The organism is Candidatus Binatia bacterium, assembly GCA_029243485.1.
GTDB lineage: Bacteria > Desulfobacterota > Binatia > UBA12015 > UBA12015 > VGTG01.
Window position 1 is genome coordinate 203,194 of the sequence record JAQWRY010000007.1, and the last position, 19,020, is coordinate 222,213.

10 protein-coding genes and 1 rRNA gene are annotated in these 19,020 nt (G+C 66.1%); 10 read left to right on the forward strand and 1 reads right to left on the reverse strand.

Translation table 11 applies throughout. From position 1 onward, the window contains the following. The first annotated feature begins 25 nt into the window (after nt 1–25). From uvrB to P8R42_04630, 3 genes are all read left to right on the forward strand, one after another. Entirely contained in the window at nt 26–2,083 is a 2,058-nt protein-coding gene (uvrB, locus tag P8R42_04620; GenBank protein MDG2303934.1) for an excinuclease ABC subunit UvrB, read from the forward strand. Beyond that, entirely contained in the window at nt 2,080–3,948 is a 1,869-nt protein-coding gene (uvrC, locus tag P8R42_04625) for an excinuclease ABC subunit UvrC (protein MDG2303935.1), read from the forward strand. The genes uvrB and uvrC overlap by 4 nt, the downstream gene beginning before the upstream one ends. Nucleotides 3,949–4,049: 101 nt before the next feature. Continuing rightward, complete coding sequence (locus P8R42_04630) at nt 4,050–6,479, forward strand: DNA internalization-related competence protein ComEC/Rec2 (protein ID MDG2303936.1); 2,430 nt, start codon at nt 4,050–4,052, stop codon at nt 6,477–6,479. Between the two features lie 724 nt (nt 6,480–7,203). On the opposite strand, the gene P8R42_04635 is transcribed toward P8R42_04630, so the two are convergent. Further along, a complete protein-coding gene (locus P8R42_04635; protein MDG2303937.1) occupies nt 7,204–8,940 on the reverse strand; it encodes an Rne/Rng family ribonuclease in 1,737 nt (578 codons plus the stop codon). Between the two features lie 379 nt (nt 8,941–9,319). Here P8R42_04635 and P8R42_04640 point away from each other — a divergent pair, with 379 nt between their 5' ends. The 7 genes from P8R42_04640 to P8R42_04670 all read left to right on the forward strand — a co-directional run. Beyond that, a complete protein-coding gene (locus tag P8R42_04640; protein MDG2303938.1) occupies nt 9,320–9,895 on the forward strand; it encodes an HNH endonuclease in 576 nt (191 codons plus the stop codon). Nucleotides 9,896–10,032: 137 nt separating this feature from the next. Next, nucleotides 10,033–13,620, forward strand: coding sequence for a chromosome segregation protein SMC (gene smc / locus P8R42_04645; protein ID MDG2303939.1), 3,588 nt, complete (start codon nt 10,033–10,035; stop codon nt 13,618–13,620). 14 nt (nt 13,621–13,634) lie between these two features. After that, on the forward strand, nt 13,635–14,708 hold the full coding sequence (gene ftsY, locus P8R42_04650; protein ID MDG2303940.1) for a signal recognition particle-docking protein FtsY: 1,074 nt from the start codon (nt 13,635–13,637) through the stop codon (nt 14,706–14,708). Nucleotides 14,709–14,872: 164 nt separating this feature from the next. Continuing rightward, nucleotides 14,873–16,435 carry a ribonuclease Y gene (rny, locus tag P8R42_04655; protein ID MDG2303941.1) on the forward strand — a complete coding sequence of 521 codons (1,563 nt, stop codon included), beginning with the start codon at nt 14,873–14,875 and terminating at the stop codon, nt 16,433–16,435. 18 nt (nt 16,436–16,453) lie between these two features. Next, entirely contained in the window at nt 16,454–17,239 is a 786-nt protein-coding gene (locus tag P8R42_04660) for a TIGR00282 family metallophosphoesterase (GenBank protein MDG2303942.1), read from the forward strand. After that, on the forward strand, nt 17,236–18,450 hold the full coding sequence (tyrS, locus tag P8R42_04665) for a tyrosine--tRNA ligase (protein ID MDG2303943.1): 1,215 nt from the start codon (nt 17,236–17,238) through the stop codon (nt 18,448–18,450). Before P8R42_04660 ends, tyrS begins: the two co-directional genes overlap by 4 nt. 271 nt (nt 18,451–18,721) lie before the next feature. After that, nucleotides 18,722–19,020 (forward strand): 16S ribosomal RNA (locus P8R42_04670); the annotation flags it as partial.

A 19,020-nucleotide genomic window follows, 5' to 3' on the forward strand; every position in this document is an offset into this window, starting at 1 on the left:
CGGTTTGCATGGTAGGAAGGCTTCCATGATCGAGGGAGCGTTCGAACTGGAGGCGCCCTTCGAGCCGGCGGGCGATCAGCCGGCCGCGATCGAGGAGATCACCGCGGGTCTGCAGGCGGGGGTTCCTCACCAGACGTTACTCGGCGTGACGGGGTCCGGGAAGACCCTCACGATCGCGAACATCGTCGCTCGCGTGAACCGGCCCACGCTGGTGATGGCGCCCAACAAGACGCTCGCCGCGCAGCTCTACAGTGAGTTCAAGGACATGTTCCCGAAGAACCGGGTTCGGTACTTCGTGAGCTACTACGACTACTTCCAACCCGAGGCGTACGTCCCGTCGACCGATACGTTCATCGAGAAGGACTCGTCGATCAACGACGAGATCGACAAGATGAGGCACTCGGCGACGAAGGCGCTTCTCGAGCGGCGTGACGTCATCATCGTCGCCAGCGTCTCGTGCATCTACGGGCTCGGCTCTCCTGAAAAGTACTTCGAGATGCTCGTCTTTCTCGAGCGCGGCGTCACGATCGATCGCGACGCGATGCTCAAGAAGCTGATCGACATTCAGTATCAGCGCAACGACATCGACTTTCACCGCGGGACTTTCCGGGTACGCGGAGATGTAGTCGAAATCTTCCCTGCGTATGAGGACGCGAGTGCTCTGCGCGTCGAGTTCTTCGGCGACACGATCGAGGCGATCACGGAGTTCGACCCGCTTCGGGGACGAAACCTTCGCGGCCTCGAGCGCGTCGGCGTCTATCCGGCGAGTCATTATGTGACGACGCGCGACAAGCTCGACGACGCGGTTCAGGCGATTCGCTCCGAGCTCGCCGAGCGACTTCACGAGTTGCGTGCAGACGACAAGCTGCTCGAAGCACAACGACTCGAACAGCGAACCGTTTATGACCTCGAGATGCTGGCCGAGATGGGCTTCTGCAACGGGATCGAGAACTACTCGCGCCACCTCGACGGCCGCAACCCCGGGGAGCCTCCGTCGACGCTGCTCGACTACTTTCCGGACGACTACCTGCTGGTCGTCGACGAGAGCCATGTGACCGTTTCGCAGGTGGGCGGCATGTATCGGGGCGATCGTGCCCGGAAGTCGACGCTCGTCGATTTCGGTTTCCGACTCCCGTCCGCGCTCGATAATCGGCCCCTCAACTTCGAGGAATGGGACACAAGAGCCCCCCAGCGAGTCTACGTCTCTGCGACTCCGGGCGACTATGAGCTCGAGAAGAGCGAGGGCCTCGTCACCGAGCAGGTGATCCGGCCGACGGGCCTGATGGACCCGGTTGTCGAGGTCCGCCCGGCCCGGACCCAGGTCGACGATCTGCTCGAGGAGATCCGCAAGCGAATCGAGCTGAAGGAGCGGGTCTTGGTGACGACGCTCACCAAGAAGATGGCCGAGGATCTCACCGACTACTTCCAGGATGTCGGGATCGGCGTGCGGTACATCCATTCGGACGTCGACACCATCGAGCGTGTCGAGCTGATTAGAGGTCTTCGTCGCGGAGACTTCGACGTGTTGGTCGGGATCAACCTCCTGCGCGAGGGGTTGGACATTCCGGAGGTGTCTCTCGTCGCCATTCTCGACGCCGACAAAGAGGGCTTCCTGCGATCGACGCGCTCGCTGATCCAGACGATCGGTCGCGCCGCGCGCAATGTGAACGGACTGGTGCTCCTCTACGCGGACCACATCACCGACTCGATGCGGCGGGCATTGGATGAGACTTCTCGTCGTCGGGACATTCAGCGGCAGTACAACGTGGACAATGAGATCACGCCCGAGTCCGTGAAGAAGGCGATCGGTTCGCCCCTCGTGCAGAGCTACGAGGCGGACTACACGACGGTGTCGCTTCCGGACGAGGATGGTGGGAAGTCGACTGACCTCGTCGAGCTCCGGCGAGAGATGCGCGAGGCGGCCGAGGCCTTGGAGTTCGAACGCGCCGCCGATCTGCGGGACCGGATCCAGGAGCTCTCCGGCGAGGGCGAGGGGGCCGGTCTCGTCGCCGAAGGAACGGGAAAAGCGAAGCGGGGCGGGAAGAAGAAGGCCTTCGGTCGGGGCGCGAGGCGGCGGCGGTGACGCCGCCGCCGCCGCCGTCCGAGGAGGGCCCGGCGGATCGCCTCGAGGCCCAGCTCGAAGCGGTTCCGCCGCGTCCGGGCGTCTATCTCCTGAAAGATGCCTCGGGCGGCGTGCTCTACGTCGGCAAGGCCAAGAGCCTGCGCGCTCGCGTTCAGAGCTACTTCCGGGGAGGTGACGGCCGGTATCAGATCGAGTTCCTGGTGCGGAAGATCGAGGATGTCGAGTGTCTGGTCACGCGCAACGAGAAGGAAGCGCTGATCCTCGAGAATAACCTCATCAAGCAGTACAAACCGCGGTACAACGTCCGGCTGAAGGACGACAAGTCGTACGTCAGCGTGAAGATCACGTCGCGTGACGAATGGCCCCGCGTGCTGGTGACGCGCAAGATCGTGAAGGACGGGAGTCGCTACTTCGGTCCGTTCCATTCCGCGTCGGCGGTGCGCGGTACGATCGACGTCATCCGCAAAGTTTTCCCGCTTCGGACCTGTAGCGACGCCGTGTTCCGGAACCGCTCACGGCCGTGTCTCGAGTACCAGATCAAACGATGTCTCGCGCCGTGCGTTCTGCCAGTGGATCGCCAGGACTACGAGGGGCACCTGCGGTCGGCGGCGCTCCTCTTGCAAGGTCGAGATTCTCAGCTGACGCGCCTGCTCGAGGACCGGATGGCGCGGGCTTCGGAAGACCTCCACTTCGAGGAGGCGGCGCGGCTTCGCGATCAACTGAAGGCCATCGCGACGACCGGTGAACGCCAGCAGGTCGTCGCGCACGCCGGGGTCGATCAGGACGTGTTCGGTTTGTACCGCGAAGGCGGCTTCATCGAAGTGCAGGTCCTGATCGTTCGTGCCGGGCGGCTGACTGCGAACCAGTCGTTCGGTTTTGGCGACTGGGAGTTCCCGGACGACGAGGTCCTCGGCGCAATGCTCACGCAGTTCTATCAGGGCAACCGGGCCGTGGCGCGCGAGGTGTTGCTGCCGGTGGGGTTGGAAGATCACGCCGCGCGCGTCGAACTTCTTCGCGAGCGACGAGACGGGGCCGTCGAGATCCTGGTGCCGCAGCGGGGTGCAAAGCGCGCCCTGGTCGAGCTGGCGACCCAGAACGCGCAGCAGGCTTTCTTCGAGCGTCGAGACGCTCAGGAGCGGCTGGCGCACACGGCCGACGAGCTTCAGCGCCGTCTCCACCTACGAAGCGCGCCGAAGCGGCTCGAATGCGTGGACATCTCGACGTTCCAGGGGGGCGAAACCGTGGGGTCGGTCGTTGCGTTCGACGAGGGCCGGCCGGACACGAGCCGGTACCGGCGGTACCGGATCAAGACGGTCGTTGGCACCGATGACTTTGCGAGTATGCGCGAGATGCTCACCCGCCGGCTTTCGGCGGGCTTGCGCCGCGACGATCTTCCCGACCTGCTCGTGATCGACGGTGGCCGGGGCCAGCTCGGGATCGCGCTCGCAGTGTGCTCGGAGTTGGGGGTCGAGGGGCTCGACGTCGTCGGCCTGGCAAAGGCACGAGCGCTCAGTGATGCGCAGGCCTCGGAGGTTCAGAGGGTGGAGGAGCGCGTGTTCCTTCCCGGGCGCACAAACCCGGTCGTTCTCGCGCGCAATTCGAATGCGCTCTTTTTGCTGCAGCAGGTTCGCGACGAGGCGCACCGTTTCGCAGTGACGTATCACAAGAAGCTCCGTGACCGGGCGCGGCTTCGGTCGCCCCTGGACGAGATCGTCGGCGTGGGCGCGACGCGCCGGAAAGCGATTTTGAGGCACTTCGGCAGCGTGGCGCGGGTTCGGGCGGCATCGGTGGAGGACGTCGCCGCTGTGCCGGGGATTGGTCGTGCACTTGCCGAGACCGTCAAGGCCGCGCTCGAAGGCATGTAGGGCCTGCGGGTACTCCCGCGCTTCCGAGAGCGACCGCGGACGGGCAGGTACGCGGCGTGCTCCGTGCCCTTCGCGACAGGTGGGCCCGCGCGCGAGTCCGGGTGGGGGCGCTTTCTCGCCGGCGCCCGCTCGGGTGGAGGCTGCCGCTCCCTGTAGCCGTTGCCGGTCTGGCCCTGGGCTCGGAGCTGGCACTCCTCGGTAGCCCGTACGGGCTGAATATCATCTTGACGAGCGTGCTGGTCGGGCCGCTCGTTTTGCTGTGGCATCGTCGTCTCGGAGCGGTGGTGCTGCTTTCGGCCTCGTGCGCCCTCTGTGGGCATGTCCGGGCGAATGGGCTCGTCTCGGGGGAACCCGCGTTCGTCGGTGGGCCCCTTCGGGAGCGAACCGTTCGGGGCGTCGTGGAGTTGGTGCGACGCGGGGAGTGGGCGCCCGGGGTTGGCTGGGCGAGGCTCGAGGTGCGGGTGGCGGAGACGCAGGAGAGGCTGCGTGGGCCGTCTGTAGGGGACGGAATCCGGGTATCGGTGGGCCGGAGTCGAAGCCCCTGGGAAATTGGGGACGAGGTCGAGGTGCGGCTGACGCCGCGGCCTGTCCGAGGTTTCTGCAATGGCGGCCGGGACCGGTGGGCCCGCTGGCTCGTCGACCGCGGCGTCCAATGGACCGCCTGGGTGCGCGACGATGGGAATCTCACCGGCGTCGGCCCGGCCCCGGTGCGCTCCGTCGGGGGCTGGGTGAGGCGGGTCCGTGGCGACATCGGAACGCGGATCGACCAGAGCGTCGGCGATCCGGCAGCGGCTGTGCTGCGGGCACTCGTGTTGGGGGACAAGGGGCGTCTCACGCCGGCCCTCCGCGAGACGTTCGCCCGGACGGGTACGGCGCACCTTCTCGCGGTGTCCGGGATGCATCTCGCCATCGTGGCCTCGAGTGTGGTCGCAATCGCCCGATTTGCGTTGGCCGTGCCGCGCCGGCTCGCGCTGGGGATCGCGCTCACCCGAGTCGCGGCACCTGCGGGTGTTCTTGCTGCGGCTGCCTACGCACTCCTGACTGGCGGGGCCGTCTCGACGATGCGCGCGCTCGGGATGGCCGCGGTGGTGGGGCTCGGCCTCTGCCTTCGCCGCCGGGCGGTGTCGTTTCGTGCGCTCCTCTTCGCAACCGGACTTTTGTTGCTGACCGACCCCGACATCCTGCGGGACCTTTCGTTCCAGCTCTCGTTCGTGTCCGTCGCGGCGATTCTGGGGCTGGCCACGCGGTCTCGCGGGACCGCGCTCGGGAGTGCCATGTCGCCTGGCTCCGGATCGGCACGGCCCCGGAAGGCGTGGGCCTGGTTGGTGAGCGGCGTGATGGTCTCGCTCGCAGCGGGAGTCGGCACGGCGCCGCTCGCAGCGCACTACTTCGGAATGGTGTCTCTGGTCGGTGTTGTCGCGAATCTGGTCATCGGGCCCTTGCTGGGCGTTGGTGCGCTGGGTCTGGGGCTGGTCAGTGCCCTCTGCGGCCCGTGGGCGCCGTGGGTCGGCCGGGTCGGGTTCGTTTGGGCCGGGCAGCTCATCGATCTTTCGATTGCTATCGCGGACTGGTTCGGCACGTGGCCCCATGCGGCGGTCCCGCTCGAGCTTCCGGGTGTCGCGACCGTGCTGTTGGGGCTCGCTGCGATCGCGACGATGGCACTGCGGTCGCGCCGGTGGCGAAGAAGGGCCTGGCTGGCCTGCGGGATCGTCGCGGCAGCCCTCTGGTTACGGGCGCCGACCGGGCAGATGAGGTTGGCCGCACTCGACGTCGGCCAGGGGGACGCTCTGCTCCTGGAGGCGCCGGGAGGGGACCTATGGGTCGTGGATGCCGGTGGGCTCGGCGGCGACTTCGATACCGGGGCGAGTGTCGTGGTTCCCGCCGTGGCGGCCCGCCGGGGTGGCTCTCTGCGCGCCGTGGTCCTATCCCACGCGGATCGCGACCACTACGGCGGTCTCGCCGCCGTGATCGAGGCGCTGCGGCCGGGCGAATTTTTGTGGAATGACAGGCCTTCGGAGTCTCGCAGCTTTCAGGCGCTCCTGGAGGCGGCGCGTCGGGGGGGAGCCGCCCAAGTGGCCGCGAGCGCCGGGAAACGCTTTTGGGACTCCCGCGGGGAGGTGGAGCTCACCGTTGTACACCCGCCGGAAGCGAGCGCGTCCTTTGGCCGCAACGATGCCTCGCTGGTGCTGTCCGCGCGCTACGGCGCCACCCGCATCTTGTTCGCCGGTGACATCGAAGCGCGAGCCGAGCGCAGTCTGGTCCGGGGTGGAGCGGATCTGGCGGCGACAGTGCTCAAGGTGCCGCACCACGCAAGCCGGACGTCGAGCACGGCGGCATTCGTTCGCGCCGTGCGCCCAGGGCTCGCGATCGCGTCCCTCGGAACCTTCAACCGCTTTGGTTTTCCGGCTCCAGAGGTCAGCGCACGCTACCACCGTGCAGGCACTCGGTGGCGGGCGACCGGACGGTGGGGCGAGGTCGTCCTGGTCAGCGATGGCCAGGTCGAGCGGGTCGAAACGTGCCGCTCGGACTGAGTCGGTAGGGAGTCGGGCTAATGCCGCTGCTCCACTTTGCGCCCAAAGGTAACCTCACCTTTGTCGATTCGGATCGAGAAACCACAGGACGGGCTCGTGCACACCCACGCCTTGAACATGACGGTTGCACCTTCTTGCCCGTAATCCGAGAGCGGTATCAACAACCCCCCGTTGCACTTCTGACACTTCGGCAACTCCATCAACCACTCTCCTCTGGGCAACTCCCAACTGGGAACGTATAGGATTTTGTCATGTCCCAAATCAAGGATACCGCGAGGTGGGTCCCGACTGGGTCGTCCAAGTCTCTTCGGCCGAACGCCGCCAATGCGATAGACGGACAGATCTCCGGGCTCCTTGCCCGGCGAAATCGGCTGATCGAGGAGCTGGCCTCCGTTGACTCCAAGCTGGCGGATTTACGAGTTACCGCAAGTGGTAGGGCTCCGGCGGAGCCGTCTGAGAAGGATTCGCGGTGGTTCCCGATTCGCGGCGAGCAACTGGTAGCGGGAGGATTCGCGTTGCCGCCTGGGTTGGATCGGGAAGATCTGAACCGGCGGCTGTCGACAATCCTGGTGGACGAACGGCGCGGAGGAAAGCCAATCGACGGGCTCGAATTGCTCGTTGCGTTCGCGGCCCGCGGCGGGCGAGTGCTCTCGGTCCGGACGCGCCGGCCCGGCGACGCCGGTTGGATCCGGCGATTCGAAGCCCTCGGCCGGGCTGGCGGGCACTAGCCTTCGCCGTCGGCGGCAGGCTCGGTGTCGCCGGTCGACGTCACCTCGATCTCCCATTCGCCGCGGGCGAGGTTCTGGTCGGCTCGGACGTCGATGGAGACGCCGAGGTCTTTGCGGGTTTCGGCCACGCCCTTCTGGAAACGCTTGCGCAGCGCCTCTGCGAGTTCCGTAGAGACCTTTACGCGCAACGAAGCGACGTTCCCGGCCGACCCGACGTGGCGCCGGGCGTCACGCATCACCTGCGCGGCGAGGGACTCGATCGAACGGAGCCGTCCGTCGCCCGAGCACGTGGGGCAGGGCGACGTGATGAGCTGGCGAAGGTTGTCGCGGGTGCGCTTGCGGGTCATCTGTACGAGGCCGAGCTCGGAGATCCGCAGAATGTTGGTCCGGGCCTTGTCGCGCTTCACCGCCTCAGCGATGGCGTCGCTGACCTTCTTGCGGTTGGCGGCCTTCTCCATGTCGATGAAGTCGATGATGATGATGCCGCCGATGTTTCGCAGGCGAAGCTGATCGATCGAGACCCCGGCCGCCTCGAGGTTGGTCTTCAGGACCGTTTCCTCGTGGGTGCTCTTGCCGACGAAGCGTCCGGTGTTCACGTCGATCGTCGTGAGGGCCTCGGTCTGATCGAACACCAGATAGCCGCCCGATTTGAGCCAGACACGTCGCTCTAGGCCCCGGCGAACCTGGGTCTCGATGCCGAATCGGTCGAAGACGGGCTCGCTGTCGTCGTAGAGTTCGACCCGTGATTTGAGCTTGGGTTGCAGCACTCCGTCGATGAACTCGATGATGCGATCGTGGTCGGCAGGGTGGTCGACCACCACCTTGTCCACATCACTCGTGAAGAGATCGCGGATCGAGCGGAGGACGATGTCGAGGTCCTCGTGGAGCTGGCTGGGAGCCGGCGAGTCCGCGTTTTTCTTCAGAATGTTGGCCCACAACCGGCTCAGGAACTTCATGTCAGCGAGGATCTCGCGCTTGCTGATCCCCTCGCACGCGGTTCGGACGATGTAGCCGCCGCTGCCCTTGGTCCTGCCCGACTCGACGATCTCGCGAAGGCGTTTGCGCTCGGGCTCATTGTCGATTCGGCGGGAGACACCGATGTGATCGGACGTCGGCGTGTAGACCACGAAGCGGCCGGGCAGCGAGATGTGGGACGTGATCCGGGCGCCCTTGGTGCCGATCGGTTCCTTCGAGATCTGGACCAGGACTTCCTGGCCCTTGCTCAGGACATCCTGAATCGCGGGCTTGGCGGGCGCGTCGTCCTCGCGTTCCTCCTCGTCCTCCTCCTCGGGCTCGTCGTCCGGTTCCGCCTCTTCGGCTTCGTCGGTCGCGTCGATCTCGGTCTCATCCTCGAGCTCGACGTCGTCCGGCTCCGCCGGGTCGTCCTCGGCCGTGACGACTTCGGCGGGGTCTTCCTCGACGTCGGCGTCCTCGGCGAACGCTGCCATCGGATCCCCGTCATCATGGCCGTCGTCGGCTTCGTCCGCGTGCTCGTCGCGCTGTGGAGGATCCCAGAAATCCGACACATGCATGAAAGCGGCCTTATCGAGGCCGATCTCCACGAAGGCGGCCTGCATGCCCGGAAGCACCCGCAGAACCTTCCCCTTGAACACGTGGCCGACGATCGAGTGGTCGCCCGCGCTCTCGAGGTGCAACTCGGCAAGCGCGTTGCCTTCAGTTAGGGCGACGCGGGTTTCGATGGCGGAACTGTTGACGACGATCTGTTTACGCACTTGAAGTTGCGGTAATTCGTAGCGGCCTGAGCCCCAAAGAGAAACGGGGCCGGGTGCGCCTAGAGCGACTGGGGCCGACCCCCACGGCGGGGTCGGGCGAAAAGCTGAGCGCTGGCGAGTCCGCGGCGCACGCGTCTCGCGCGACCGCCATGACTCCGGCTTATCCAATGCGGAATCCAAGGGCAAGCAGATGCCGGGAAAAGCCCCAAGGCCCGGGCCTTGGAGGCTCTTCGCCTTGACTTCGGTCGAGGGACGCCGGTAGCGTTTTCCTGCTCGCCCGCAGGGGAGGGCCAGAACGATTCGGATGAACGGCGCGGCGGCTCTTCGGCAACGGGACGTCGGCGATGGCCCCAAAGAGGCTCCTCGCCGGGGGGAAGCCTTGCTCCGAAGCAAGGCCCTGGTGCTGAACCGAAGCTTCCTGCCGATCCACGTCACCTCCGTCCGCCGGGCCTGCGTGCTCTTATACGGAGGAATCGCCCGAGCCGTGGACACGACGTACGAGACGTTCGACTTCGCGCGCTGGTGCCAGGCGGGCCCGAGCGAGGGGGAGCGTCTCGGGCTCATCGGTCGGACGATGCCGGTCCCCCGGGTCATCCAACTCGCCGTCTACGATCGCGTGCCGCGCAGGGAGGTGCGGTTCAGTCGTCAGAACGTCTACTCGCGCGACGGCGACACCTGTCAGTACTGCGCGCGCCGTCTTCCTCGAAGCCAACTCAATCTCGATCATGTCTTGCCGCGATCGCAGGGGGGAACGTCGAGTTGGGAGAACGTCGTCTGCTCTTGTCACCGATGCAATTGGCGCAAGGGGGGGCGAACCCCCGAGCAGTGCGGGGTGCGTCTTCTTCGCAAACCCCGGCGTCCTGCATGGACTCCGTTTCTTGCCGAGACTGCGTCGCGCGGCCGGTATTCCGAGTGGGGACCGTTTCTCGGTGTGCGCGCGACGGAGTCGTGCTGATGTTCGGGCGTCGTTTGCATCGCAGACCGCAATTACTTGTGGCCACTCTTGACTCCGACCACAATTTGATGGGAAGTCGGGTTCGGTTGAGGCGCCCGCGCGCGACGCGCGGGCCGATGCGGTAGGGGAGGTAGGAAGTGCGTATCCGGCAGATCGATCTCGTCGGCTTCAAGTCGTTCCGAGAACCGACCAAAGTGACCCTCCTGCCGGGTCTCAACGCGGTCGTTGGTCCCAACGGCTGCGGTAAGTCGAACATCTCCGACGCGATCCGATGGGTCATGGGGGAGCAGAGCGTAAAGAATCTGCGCGCCAAGGACATGGAGGACGTGATCTTCGGTGGGAACGCGACGAGCGATCCGCTGAACATGGCCGAGGTCACGTTGACGTTCGACCAGGCCGACGAGGCGTCGCTCGGCACCGAGGGCTTGGAAGACGGCCTTGCTGCGCAGATTGCAAAGCTGGCCGAATTTTCCGTCACTCGAAAAATCTTCCGCTCGGGAGAGTCGCAGTATTTGATCAACGGTTCCGTGGCTCGGCTCCGTGACATCACCGAGTTGTTCATGGGCAGCGGCGTCGGCCCCAAGGCCTACGCCATGATCGAGCAGGGGCGGGTAGGCCAGATCGTCCAGGCCAAGCCTGAAGAGCTCCGGATGTTCATCGAAGAGGCGGCTGGCACGACCCGCTTCCGCGCCCGCAAGATCGCCTCCGAGCGCAAGCTCGCACGCACCCGGGAGAACCTCTCGCGGGTGAATGACGTCATGCGGGAGATCGACCGGCAGCTCGGCGCGCTCCGTCGGCAGGCGAAACGAGCCGAGGAGTACCGCCTGGCCCAGGACGAACTCCGAACCACGGAGATCGGCCTCGCGTCCCACCGGTTCCAGGTCCTCCACGCCGAGCGGGATCAGATCGCCGAACAACTCGCGGAGGTGCGCCAGAGCCTGGCGGGCCTGCAGGAAGAACTGACCAGCCAAGAAGCTGCCCGCGACGAGGCCCAGGCCGAGGACCGAATCGCAAAGGAAGAGATCGAGGTCGGCTTCTCCCGTGTTGCCCAGAGCAGCGCCGTCGTGGTCCGGGCCCGAGAGCGCCAGGCCGCGACCCGGGACGTCGTCGCCGGGCTGGACGAGCGCATCGAGCGCACGGCCGAAGAGTCCCGCACGATCCAAGGCCGCGACGCCGAACTCGCCGAGCAGGTTCGGAACGCCGAGGAGGTCCGGGTCCGGGCCGCCGGCGTCGTTCGCCGGGCCGAGGTGGCTCTGCAGGAGGGCGAGGAATCCCTGCGGGTCGCTCAGCCGGAGCGCGAAGGGCGCCGACAGGAGCACGCCGATACGCTGGCGCAGCTCAACGAAAACCGCGGCAAGGCCGCGGCCGCTTCAGCTCGCCGGGCCGAGGGCGGGACCCGCATGGAGGAACTCCGCGGTGACCGCACGCGTCTCGAGGAGCGCGCGGGCGAACGCCGTCGCGACGTTGAGAACGCCGGTGTCGAGCTCGAAGAAGCTCGCGGGGCGCAGCATGCGGCTCGCGAACTGCACGATCGCCTCGAAGGCAGCCGACGTCGCGCAACCGCGGAGCTGCGTGGCCGCGAAGAGTCGGTTCGAAGTCTGGAAGAGCAGCAGGCGGGCCTGCGCGAGGGCATCGTCCACGTGCGTGGCCGAGTCGAGGGACTGCAGGAGCTGGAGCAGGCCTACGCGGGCTACGCCGAGGGCATCGGGACCGTCATGGCGATGGAGACCCCGCCGCGGGCGCTCCTCGTAGAGGTCCTCGAGATCCCCGAAAACCTCGAGCCCGCGGCCGCTGCCGCGCTCGGTGAGGTCCTCCAGGGGGCGGTTGTGGGCCGGCCTCTCGACGGAGCTCAGATCGCGGACCACCTGCGGACGTCCGGTGATGGCCGCGTGTCGCTGGTTCCGATCGAGGGACGAATCGAGGCCGATGGATCGGCGCCTCTGCCGTGGGGAACCGTACGACTCGCACCGCGCATCGGCGCGAAGCCCGGGTACGAGCGGCTGCGGGACGCGCTGTTCGGAAACGTCATCCTGGCCGACGACCTGGCCACGGCCGTCAACGCATGGAACACGCACGGCAACGGGTACCTCTGGGTCACCCGAGCTGGCGACGTGGTACACCCGAACGGGGTCGTGACCGGCGGCCAGGCCCCGGCCTCGGCCGACATCCTCGAGAGGCGACGCGCACTCAGCGAACTGGGCGAGAAGCTCGCCACCGACGAGCGGGACCTCGTGGTCGTCGAGACCCGGCTCGAAGCCGTCCGAAGCGAGTGCGCCCAGCTCGGTGACGAGCTTCGCCGCCTCGACTCGGATGCGCACGAAGCCACGCTGGCGCTGGTCGCGTCCGAGCACCGGCGCGACGCTGCAGAGCGCGAGCAGTCGGCTTCGAGGGCCCGTTCCACGGAAGCCCAGCAGGAATTCGACGTTGCGCTGGAGGCGATCGCCCGCGCCGAAGTTCTCGCGCGCGAGGCACAAGAGGCGGAAGCGGAGGCTGTTGCGGCCATTGCCGAGTGGGAAGAGCGCCTCGAGAGCGCGGTCACGTCGCTGGCCGAGCAGCAGCGTGTGGTCGAGGAGTGTGAGCGCCACCGGGACGCGTTCCGCCGGTCGCTCGGGGAGTCGCGAGAAGCGATGACCCACGCCGTCTCCGAGCATGCGCAACGCGAACACGAGCACTCGGTGGTCATGGCCCGTGTGAAGACGCTCGTGGAGGACGTCGATCGACTGCAGTCGGAGCGGGCCTCCGCGACGGCCGGCCTGGAGCTTCTCGCGCGAGAGCTCGAGGAAGCACGCGTCGCCCTGGCGGAGCGTGAGGCGGGGGTCGAGGCCGTTCGCACCAAGGCCCGGCACGTTCAGGACAGGCTCGGGGAGTGCGAACAGCGCCTCTCGGTCGCTCGCCGCGGCTACGACTCGGCCCGCGACGAATCCTCCGCGCTGGAGACCCGGTCGGCGTCGCTCGAAGCTCAGGTCGATGCGCTCGCGGTCCAGACCCGAGAGCACCACGGGGTCGAAGTCAACGAGGCCGAGCACCCCGCGGAATTCGAAGAGGAATCGGCCCTGGCCCGCATCGCGAACCTAAGGGATCGGCTCGGGCGTCTAGGCGACGTGAACCTTGCCGCCATCGCGGACGCCAAGGAACTGGAAGACAGGCATGCGTTCCTGCTGACTCAGCGGAGCGACCTCGAGTCGTCGATGGAGAATCTCGAGCAGACGATCGGCGAGCTCAGCCGTACGACCCGCAAGCGTTTCAAGGAGACGTTCGAGCAGGCCAACGAGAAGTTCCGCGAAGTGTTCGTTGAGCTCTTCAAGGGCGGCGAAGCCTCCCTCGAGCTGACCAATCCGTCGAACATGATGGAGACCGGCGTCGACCTCGTGGTGCAGCCCCCCGGGAAACGCCTGGGAAGCCTGGCGGTCCTGTCCGGCGGCGAGCGCGCGCTCACGGCTGTGAGCCTGATCATGGCGCTTTTCTCGCTGCGTGCGACTCCGTTCTGCGTTCTCGATGAGGTCGATGCGCCGCTCGACGATGCGAACGTCACGCGATACAACGCGATGCTTCGTCGGATGAGCGCCCGCACCCAGTTCATCGTCATCACGCACAAACAGCGGACGATGGAGTCCGCGGACGCTCTGTACGGGGTCACCATGGCGGAGGCGGGCGTTTCGCAGATCGTTTCGGTCCGAATGGGCTCGACCGACGACGAGAGCCAGGTGCTCGCGGCCTCGGCCTGAGCGACGCTGGATCGATGCCGGAGTGGACCAACCCGGCGATGGTCGGCTGGGCTTCGGCCTGGGGCATCGCGCTCCTGGTCGTGCTGTTCGGCCTTCTGCGCGACCGCCTTCGGGCGCGGGCCGACGTCGAAGCCGCGGCGGAGCCGCCGGGGTCGGCACCCGAGAGGGAGGTCGAGCGATCGGCAGGCGATCGTTTCCGGCTTGGGCTGAGCAAGAGCAGCGACGCGCTCGCGCGCCGGATCCGGGGCGCACTCGGACAGGACGCGGACCTCGACGCCCTCCTCGAAGGGCTGGAGCAGGGCCTGATCGAGAGCGACGTCGGTGTGCGGACCACCCAGACGCTACTCGAGGCCGTGCGGGGGCTCCCCGCGGCCGACCGGACCGAAGCCGGCGTTCGCGCGGCGCTGCGGCGTGAGGTGGGTTCCCTCTTGGCCCAGGAGCCCGGTGGGGGTGAGCCGACGGGTGAGGCTCCCTGGGTCTGCCTGGTCGTGGGCGTGAACGGGGTCGGGAAGACCACGACGATCGGCAAGCTCGCCACCCGCCACCGCGAGGCGGGACGCTCGGTCCTACTCATCGCCGGTGACACGTTTCGCGCCGCGGCGATCGAGCAGCTCGAGGTCTGGGCCGGTCGAAGCGGAGCAGAGATCGTCCGGCAGGAAACGGGCGCAGACCCGTCGTCCGTCGTGTTCGACGGCGTGGCGGCCGCGGTCGCTCGCAAGACGGACGTCGTGCTCATCGACACCGCGGGTCGGCTGCACACCAAGGTGAACCTGATGGAGGAGCTGAAAAAGGTGCGGCGGATCGTCGAACGCCAGTGCCCCGGGGCTCCGCACGAGGTGCTTCTCGTCTTGGATGCGACGACGGGGCAGAACGCGATCTCGCAGGCCCGGTCGTTCACCGAGGCGGTCGGCGTCTCGGGCGTCGCTTTGAGCAAGTTGGATGGCTCGGCCCGCGGCGGAATGGCGGTCGCGATCCGACACGAACTCGGCCTTCCGGTGCGCTACGTCGGCCTCGGCGAGACGGCGGCAGACCTCCAGCCTTTCGACGCGGGAGCCTTCGTGGACGGGCTGCTTCCCGACGTCGAGTGATCCCAGCCGTGGGCCGGTGGATCGCTTGACACCTGGCCGAGATGGTCCCTAGGGTCCGAACGGGTTCGTCCGCCCCGCGCTCCAGGCTGTTTCGTCCCGGAGCTGACACCGGGGCGGTAGATTGACGAGTTCTACGATGTCCGAAATATATTGGAGAAGGACGAGTGAGCAACTTGCAGACGGGGCTGGCCGGCTTCGTCGTCGGGACGGTCATCTGGGCGCTGTTGTATTTGATGCAGCGATCCGGGATTACGAAGCGGGCACAAGACGCCGACGCAGCTGGCGAGAAGGTACTGGACGAAGCCCGAAATAGGGCGGAATCGATCACGAAAGAGGCCGAGGTACAGGGGAAAGAGGAGGCGCTAAAGGCTCGATCGAAAGTCGAGCGAGAGACCCGCGACCAGCGACGGGAACTCTCTGAGTTGGAGAAGCGCCTCACCGGGTTGGAAGTCGACCTCGAAAAGAAGAAGGCCAGGGTCGATTCCCGGGGCAAGGAACTCGACCGCCGCGACAACACCCTTCGGGATCAGCAGAAGGTGGCTGACACGACGAAGGCCGAGCTCGACGAGAGCCTAAACGCAGCCCGCGCGGCACTCGAGAGCGCCGCAGGCATGACTCGCGACGAGGCGAAGCGCGGCCTGGTCGACGAGATGGCATCCGAAGCCCGCCTCGAAGCCGGCCGTCGGGTCCGGCAGATCGAGGAAGAGGCGAAGGAGGACGCCGAGCGTCGCGCGAAGAAGGTCGTCGCCGTCGCGATCGAACGCCTGGCCGGCGAGTGGGTCGCCGAGCGCACCATCTCGATCGTCCACCTCCCGAGCGACGACATGAAGGGCCGGCTGATCGGCCGCGAGGGGCGGAACATCCGAGCGATCGAGGCCGCCACGGGCGTCGATCTGATCATCGACGACACACCCGAAACCGTAGTGATTTCCTGCCACAACCCGGTCCGCCGGGAGATCGCCAAGATCGCCGTTGACAAGCTCATCGCCGACGGGCGGATCCACCCGGGCCGTATCGAAGACGTGGTGCGGAAGTCCGAGAAGGACGTCGAAGAGACCGTCCGCGAAGCCGGTCAGAAGGCCCTTTTCGAGGTCGGTGTCCACGGCGTTCATCAGGAGATCGTGAAGCTCCTCGGGATGCTTCGATACCGCTACAGCTACGGGCAGAACGTCTTGGCGCACTCGATCGAAGCGGCGTTCATCTGTGGCGTCATGGCGAGCGAACTGGGCTTGAACGCCAAGCAGGCGCGTCGCGCGGCGCTGTTGCACGACATCGGCAAAGCGCTCACCCACGAGGTCGAGGGCTCGCACGCGCTGATTGGTGCGGACATCGCTCGGAAGTACGGGGAGTCCGCGAAGATCTGCAACGCGATTGCCGCACACCACGAAGAGGTGAAGGCGGAGACGATGCTCGCGCCCCTGGTGGACGCCTCCGACGCTCTCTCTGGAGCCCGCCCGGGTGCCCGGCGCGAGGTCTTGGAGTCTTACGTCCAGCGCTTGGAGGACCTCGAGAAGATCTCGAACTCCTTCAAGGGCGTCGAGAAGTCCTTCGCCGTCCAGGCCGGACGCGAGATCCGGATCTTCGTGGATCCGGGGAAGGTGAACGACGACGAGTCGGCGCTGCTCGCGCGTGAAGTCGCGCGGCGGGTAGAGAGCGAGATGACGTACCCCGGGCAGATCCGGGTCACCGTGATTCGGGAGACCCGCGCGAGCCATCTTGCGCACTAGAATCCTCCAGGGGGCAACATGAAGATCCTTTTCCTGGGGGATGTCGTCGGGCGTGGAGCCCGGCGCTTGCTGCGAAGCGAGCTGCGACGGCTCCGGGCCGAGAACGAGGTCGACTTCGTCATCGCCAACGGTGAGAACGCCGCCGGCGGGCGGGGAATCGACCCGGATTCTCTCGAGGAGATGCTGGACTCTGGCGTTGATGTACTCACGTCGGGGAACCACATCTGGCAGCATCGCAGCATTCTCCCGTACCTCGACCGAGAGGAGCGACTCCTGCGGCCGCAGAACTTCGCGCAGGGGAGTCCCGGGCACGGTTTCGCCGTAGTCGAAGCAAAGAACGGCGTGAAGGTGGGTGTTCTGAACCTGATCGGCCGGGTCTTCATGGACAACTACGATTGTCCGTTCCGCGCGGCGGATGAGGTGCTGGCCGGCCCGGGAGCGGAAGCTCAGGTCGTGATCGTCGACATGCACGCCGAGGCGACGTCGGAGAAGGTCGGGATGGGGTGGTACCTCGACGGGCGGGTCGCGGCCGTCGTGGGAACGCACACGCACGTCCAGACCGCCGACGAGCGCGTTCTGCCGGGCGGCACGGCCCACCTGACCGATGCGGGCATGTGCGGGCCGACGGATTCCGTGATCGGCATGCGGCGCAAAGAGGTGATCGAGCGGTTCTTGAACCAGCGCCCGGCACGTTTCGAGGTGGCGAAAGGGCCCGTCGTCCTGCAAGGAGCCTTCATCGACGTCGACCCGGAAACGGGCAACGCACAAGCGATTCGGCGTCTGCGTGAGGTGCACCAGCCATGAGCAACATTGCCGAGCAGATGGAGGTCATCCGCCAAGGCGCGGTCGATCTCCTGCCCGAAGGCGAGTTCGAGAAGAAGCTCGCGCGGGCGGAAAAAGAGGGGAGGCCGCTCCGAGTGAAGCTGGGCGCCGACCCCACGGCCCCGGACCTACACCTCGGCCACGTCGTGGTGCTGCGGAAGCTCGCCCAGTTCCAGGAGCTCGGCCATCAGGTCATCTTTTTGATCGGGGACTTTACCGGCCGGATCGGCGATCCGACCGGCCGCTCCGAGACCCGCAAGGCGCTCACGCGGGAGCAGGTGGCGGCGAATGCTGAGACCTACCGTGAGCAGATCTTCAAGATCCTCGATCCGGACAAGACCTCCGTCCGCTTCAACTCCGAGTGGATGGAGAAGATGAACGGGGCGGACATGGTGAAGCTCTGCGCCCAGTTTACGGTGGCTCGGATGCTCGAGCGGGACGATTTCGAGAAGCGGATGTCGGAAAACCGGGCGATCGGGATCCACGAGCTGCTGTACCCGCTCGTGCAGGCCTACGACTCGGTGGCGCTGGAAGCCGACGTCGAGGTGGGGGGGACAGACCAGCGGTTCAACCTGCTCGCGGGCCGAGAGATCCAGAAGTCCTACGGAAAGCCGCTCCAGGCGGTTCTGACGATGCCGCTCCTCGAAGGCACCGATGGAAAACAGAAGATGAGCAAATCCCTGGGGAATTCGATCGGCGTGGCCGATGCCCCGGAGGAGACGTTCGGCAAGCTCATGTCGATCTCTGACGACCTGATGGCTCGCTACGCGACGCTCGTGAGCGACGGGATGACCGGTCTCGGAGCGCAGGTCGCCGCGGGGAAGATCCACCCGATGGAGGCCAAGAAGGCCCTGGCGGAGAATATAGTGGGACAGTTTCACGGGGCAGAGGCCGCCGGCGCTGCTCGGACGCACTTCGAGCAGCGTTTTCAGGAAAGAAATGCGTACGAGCCCGATGAGGTCGAATTGGAGGCCGACGCCGAGGGCGGTCTGCCGCTTTTCCAGATCGTCTCGAGTATCGGGTTTGCCAAGTCGAACAGCGAAGCGCGACGTCTGGCAGGGCAGCGCGCCGTGAAGGTGGACGGAGAGGCTGTCGAGGACCCCCTGCACCGGCTCCCTGCGGGGGGGGAATACCTCGTCGCCGTGGGGCGTCGCAGGCTAGCTAAAGTACGTATCCTCGTGCCTTTTTCGTGACACCCCCCTTGACGCTCCGCGTCCGCGGCGTTAACAACACCGATTCCAACGGCGGCCTGAAGCGGCAGGTCAGTTGGTGAGCCGTCCTCCGGTAGTTGTTGACTCTCGCGGGGTGCTCAGTTAACTCTCCGCTCCTTGCCCGTGTGGCAAGTGTTCGGTCTTTGAAAACTAAGTGGTAGCGCGCCAATCTCGATGCGAGGTTGGCAAACCAGTAGAATCGAATTAGGTCGGGACCTGTTCAATTAGCTGTCGAAGTTTGACAGCGACTCTCTAACTGGAGAGTTTGATCCTGGCTCAGAGCGAACGCTGGCGGCGTGCTTAACACATGCAAGTCGAGGGAGAACGAGAACCTTCGGGTTCTTTAGTAAACCGGCGCACGGGTGAGTAACACGTAGGTAACCTACCTCGAAGTCTGGGATAACCTGTCGAAAGACAGACTAATACCGGATATGACCACGGGAGTGACAGCTCTTGGGGTGAAAGATGGCCTCTTCTTGAAAGCTATCACTTTGGGATGGGCCTGCGCATCATTAGCTTGTTGGTGGGGTAAAGGCCTACCAAGGCGACGAT

Coding starts and splice junctions, on each gene's coding strand:
- P8R42_04660 (MDG2303942.1), top strand. CDS start 16,454: ATGAAGATCCTTTTCCTGGGGGATGTCGTCGGGCGTGGAGCCCGGCGC.
- uvrB (MDG2303934.1), top strand. CDS start 26: ATGATCGAGGGAGCGTTCGAACTGGAGGCGCCCTTCGAGCCGGCGGGC.
- ftsY (MDG2303940.1), top strand. CDS start 13,635: ATGCCGGAGTGGACCAACCCGGCGATGGTCGGCTGGGCTTCGGCCTGG.
- tyrS (MDG2303943.1), top strand. CDS start 17,236: ATGAGCAACATTGCCGAGCAGATGGAGGTCATCCGCCAAGGCGCGGTC.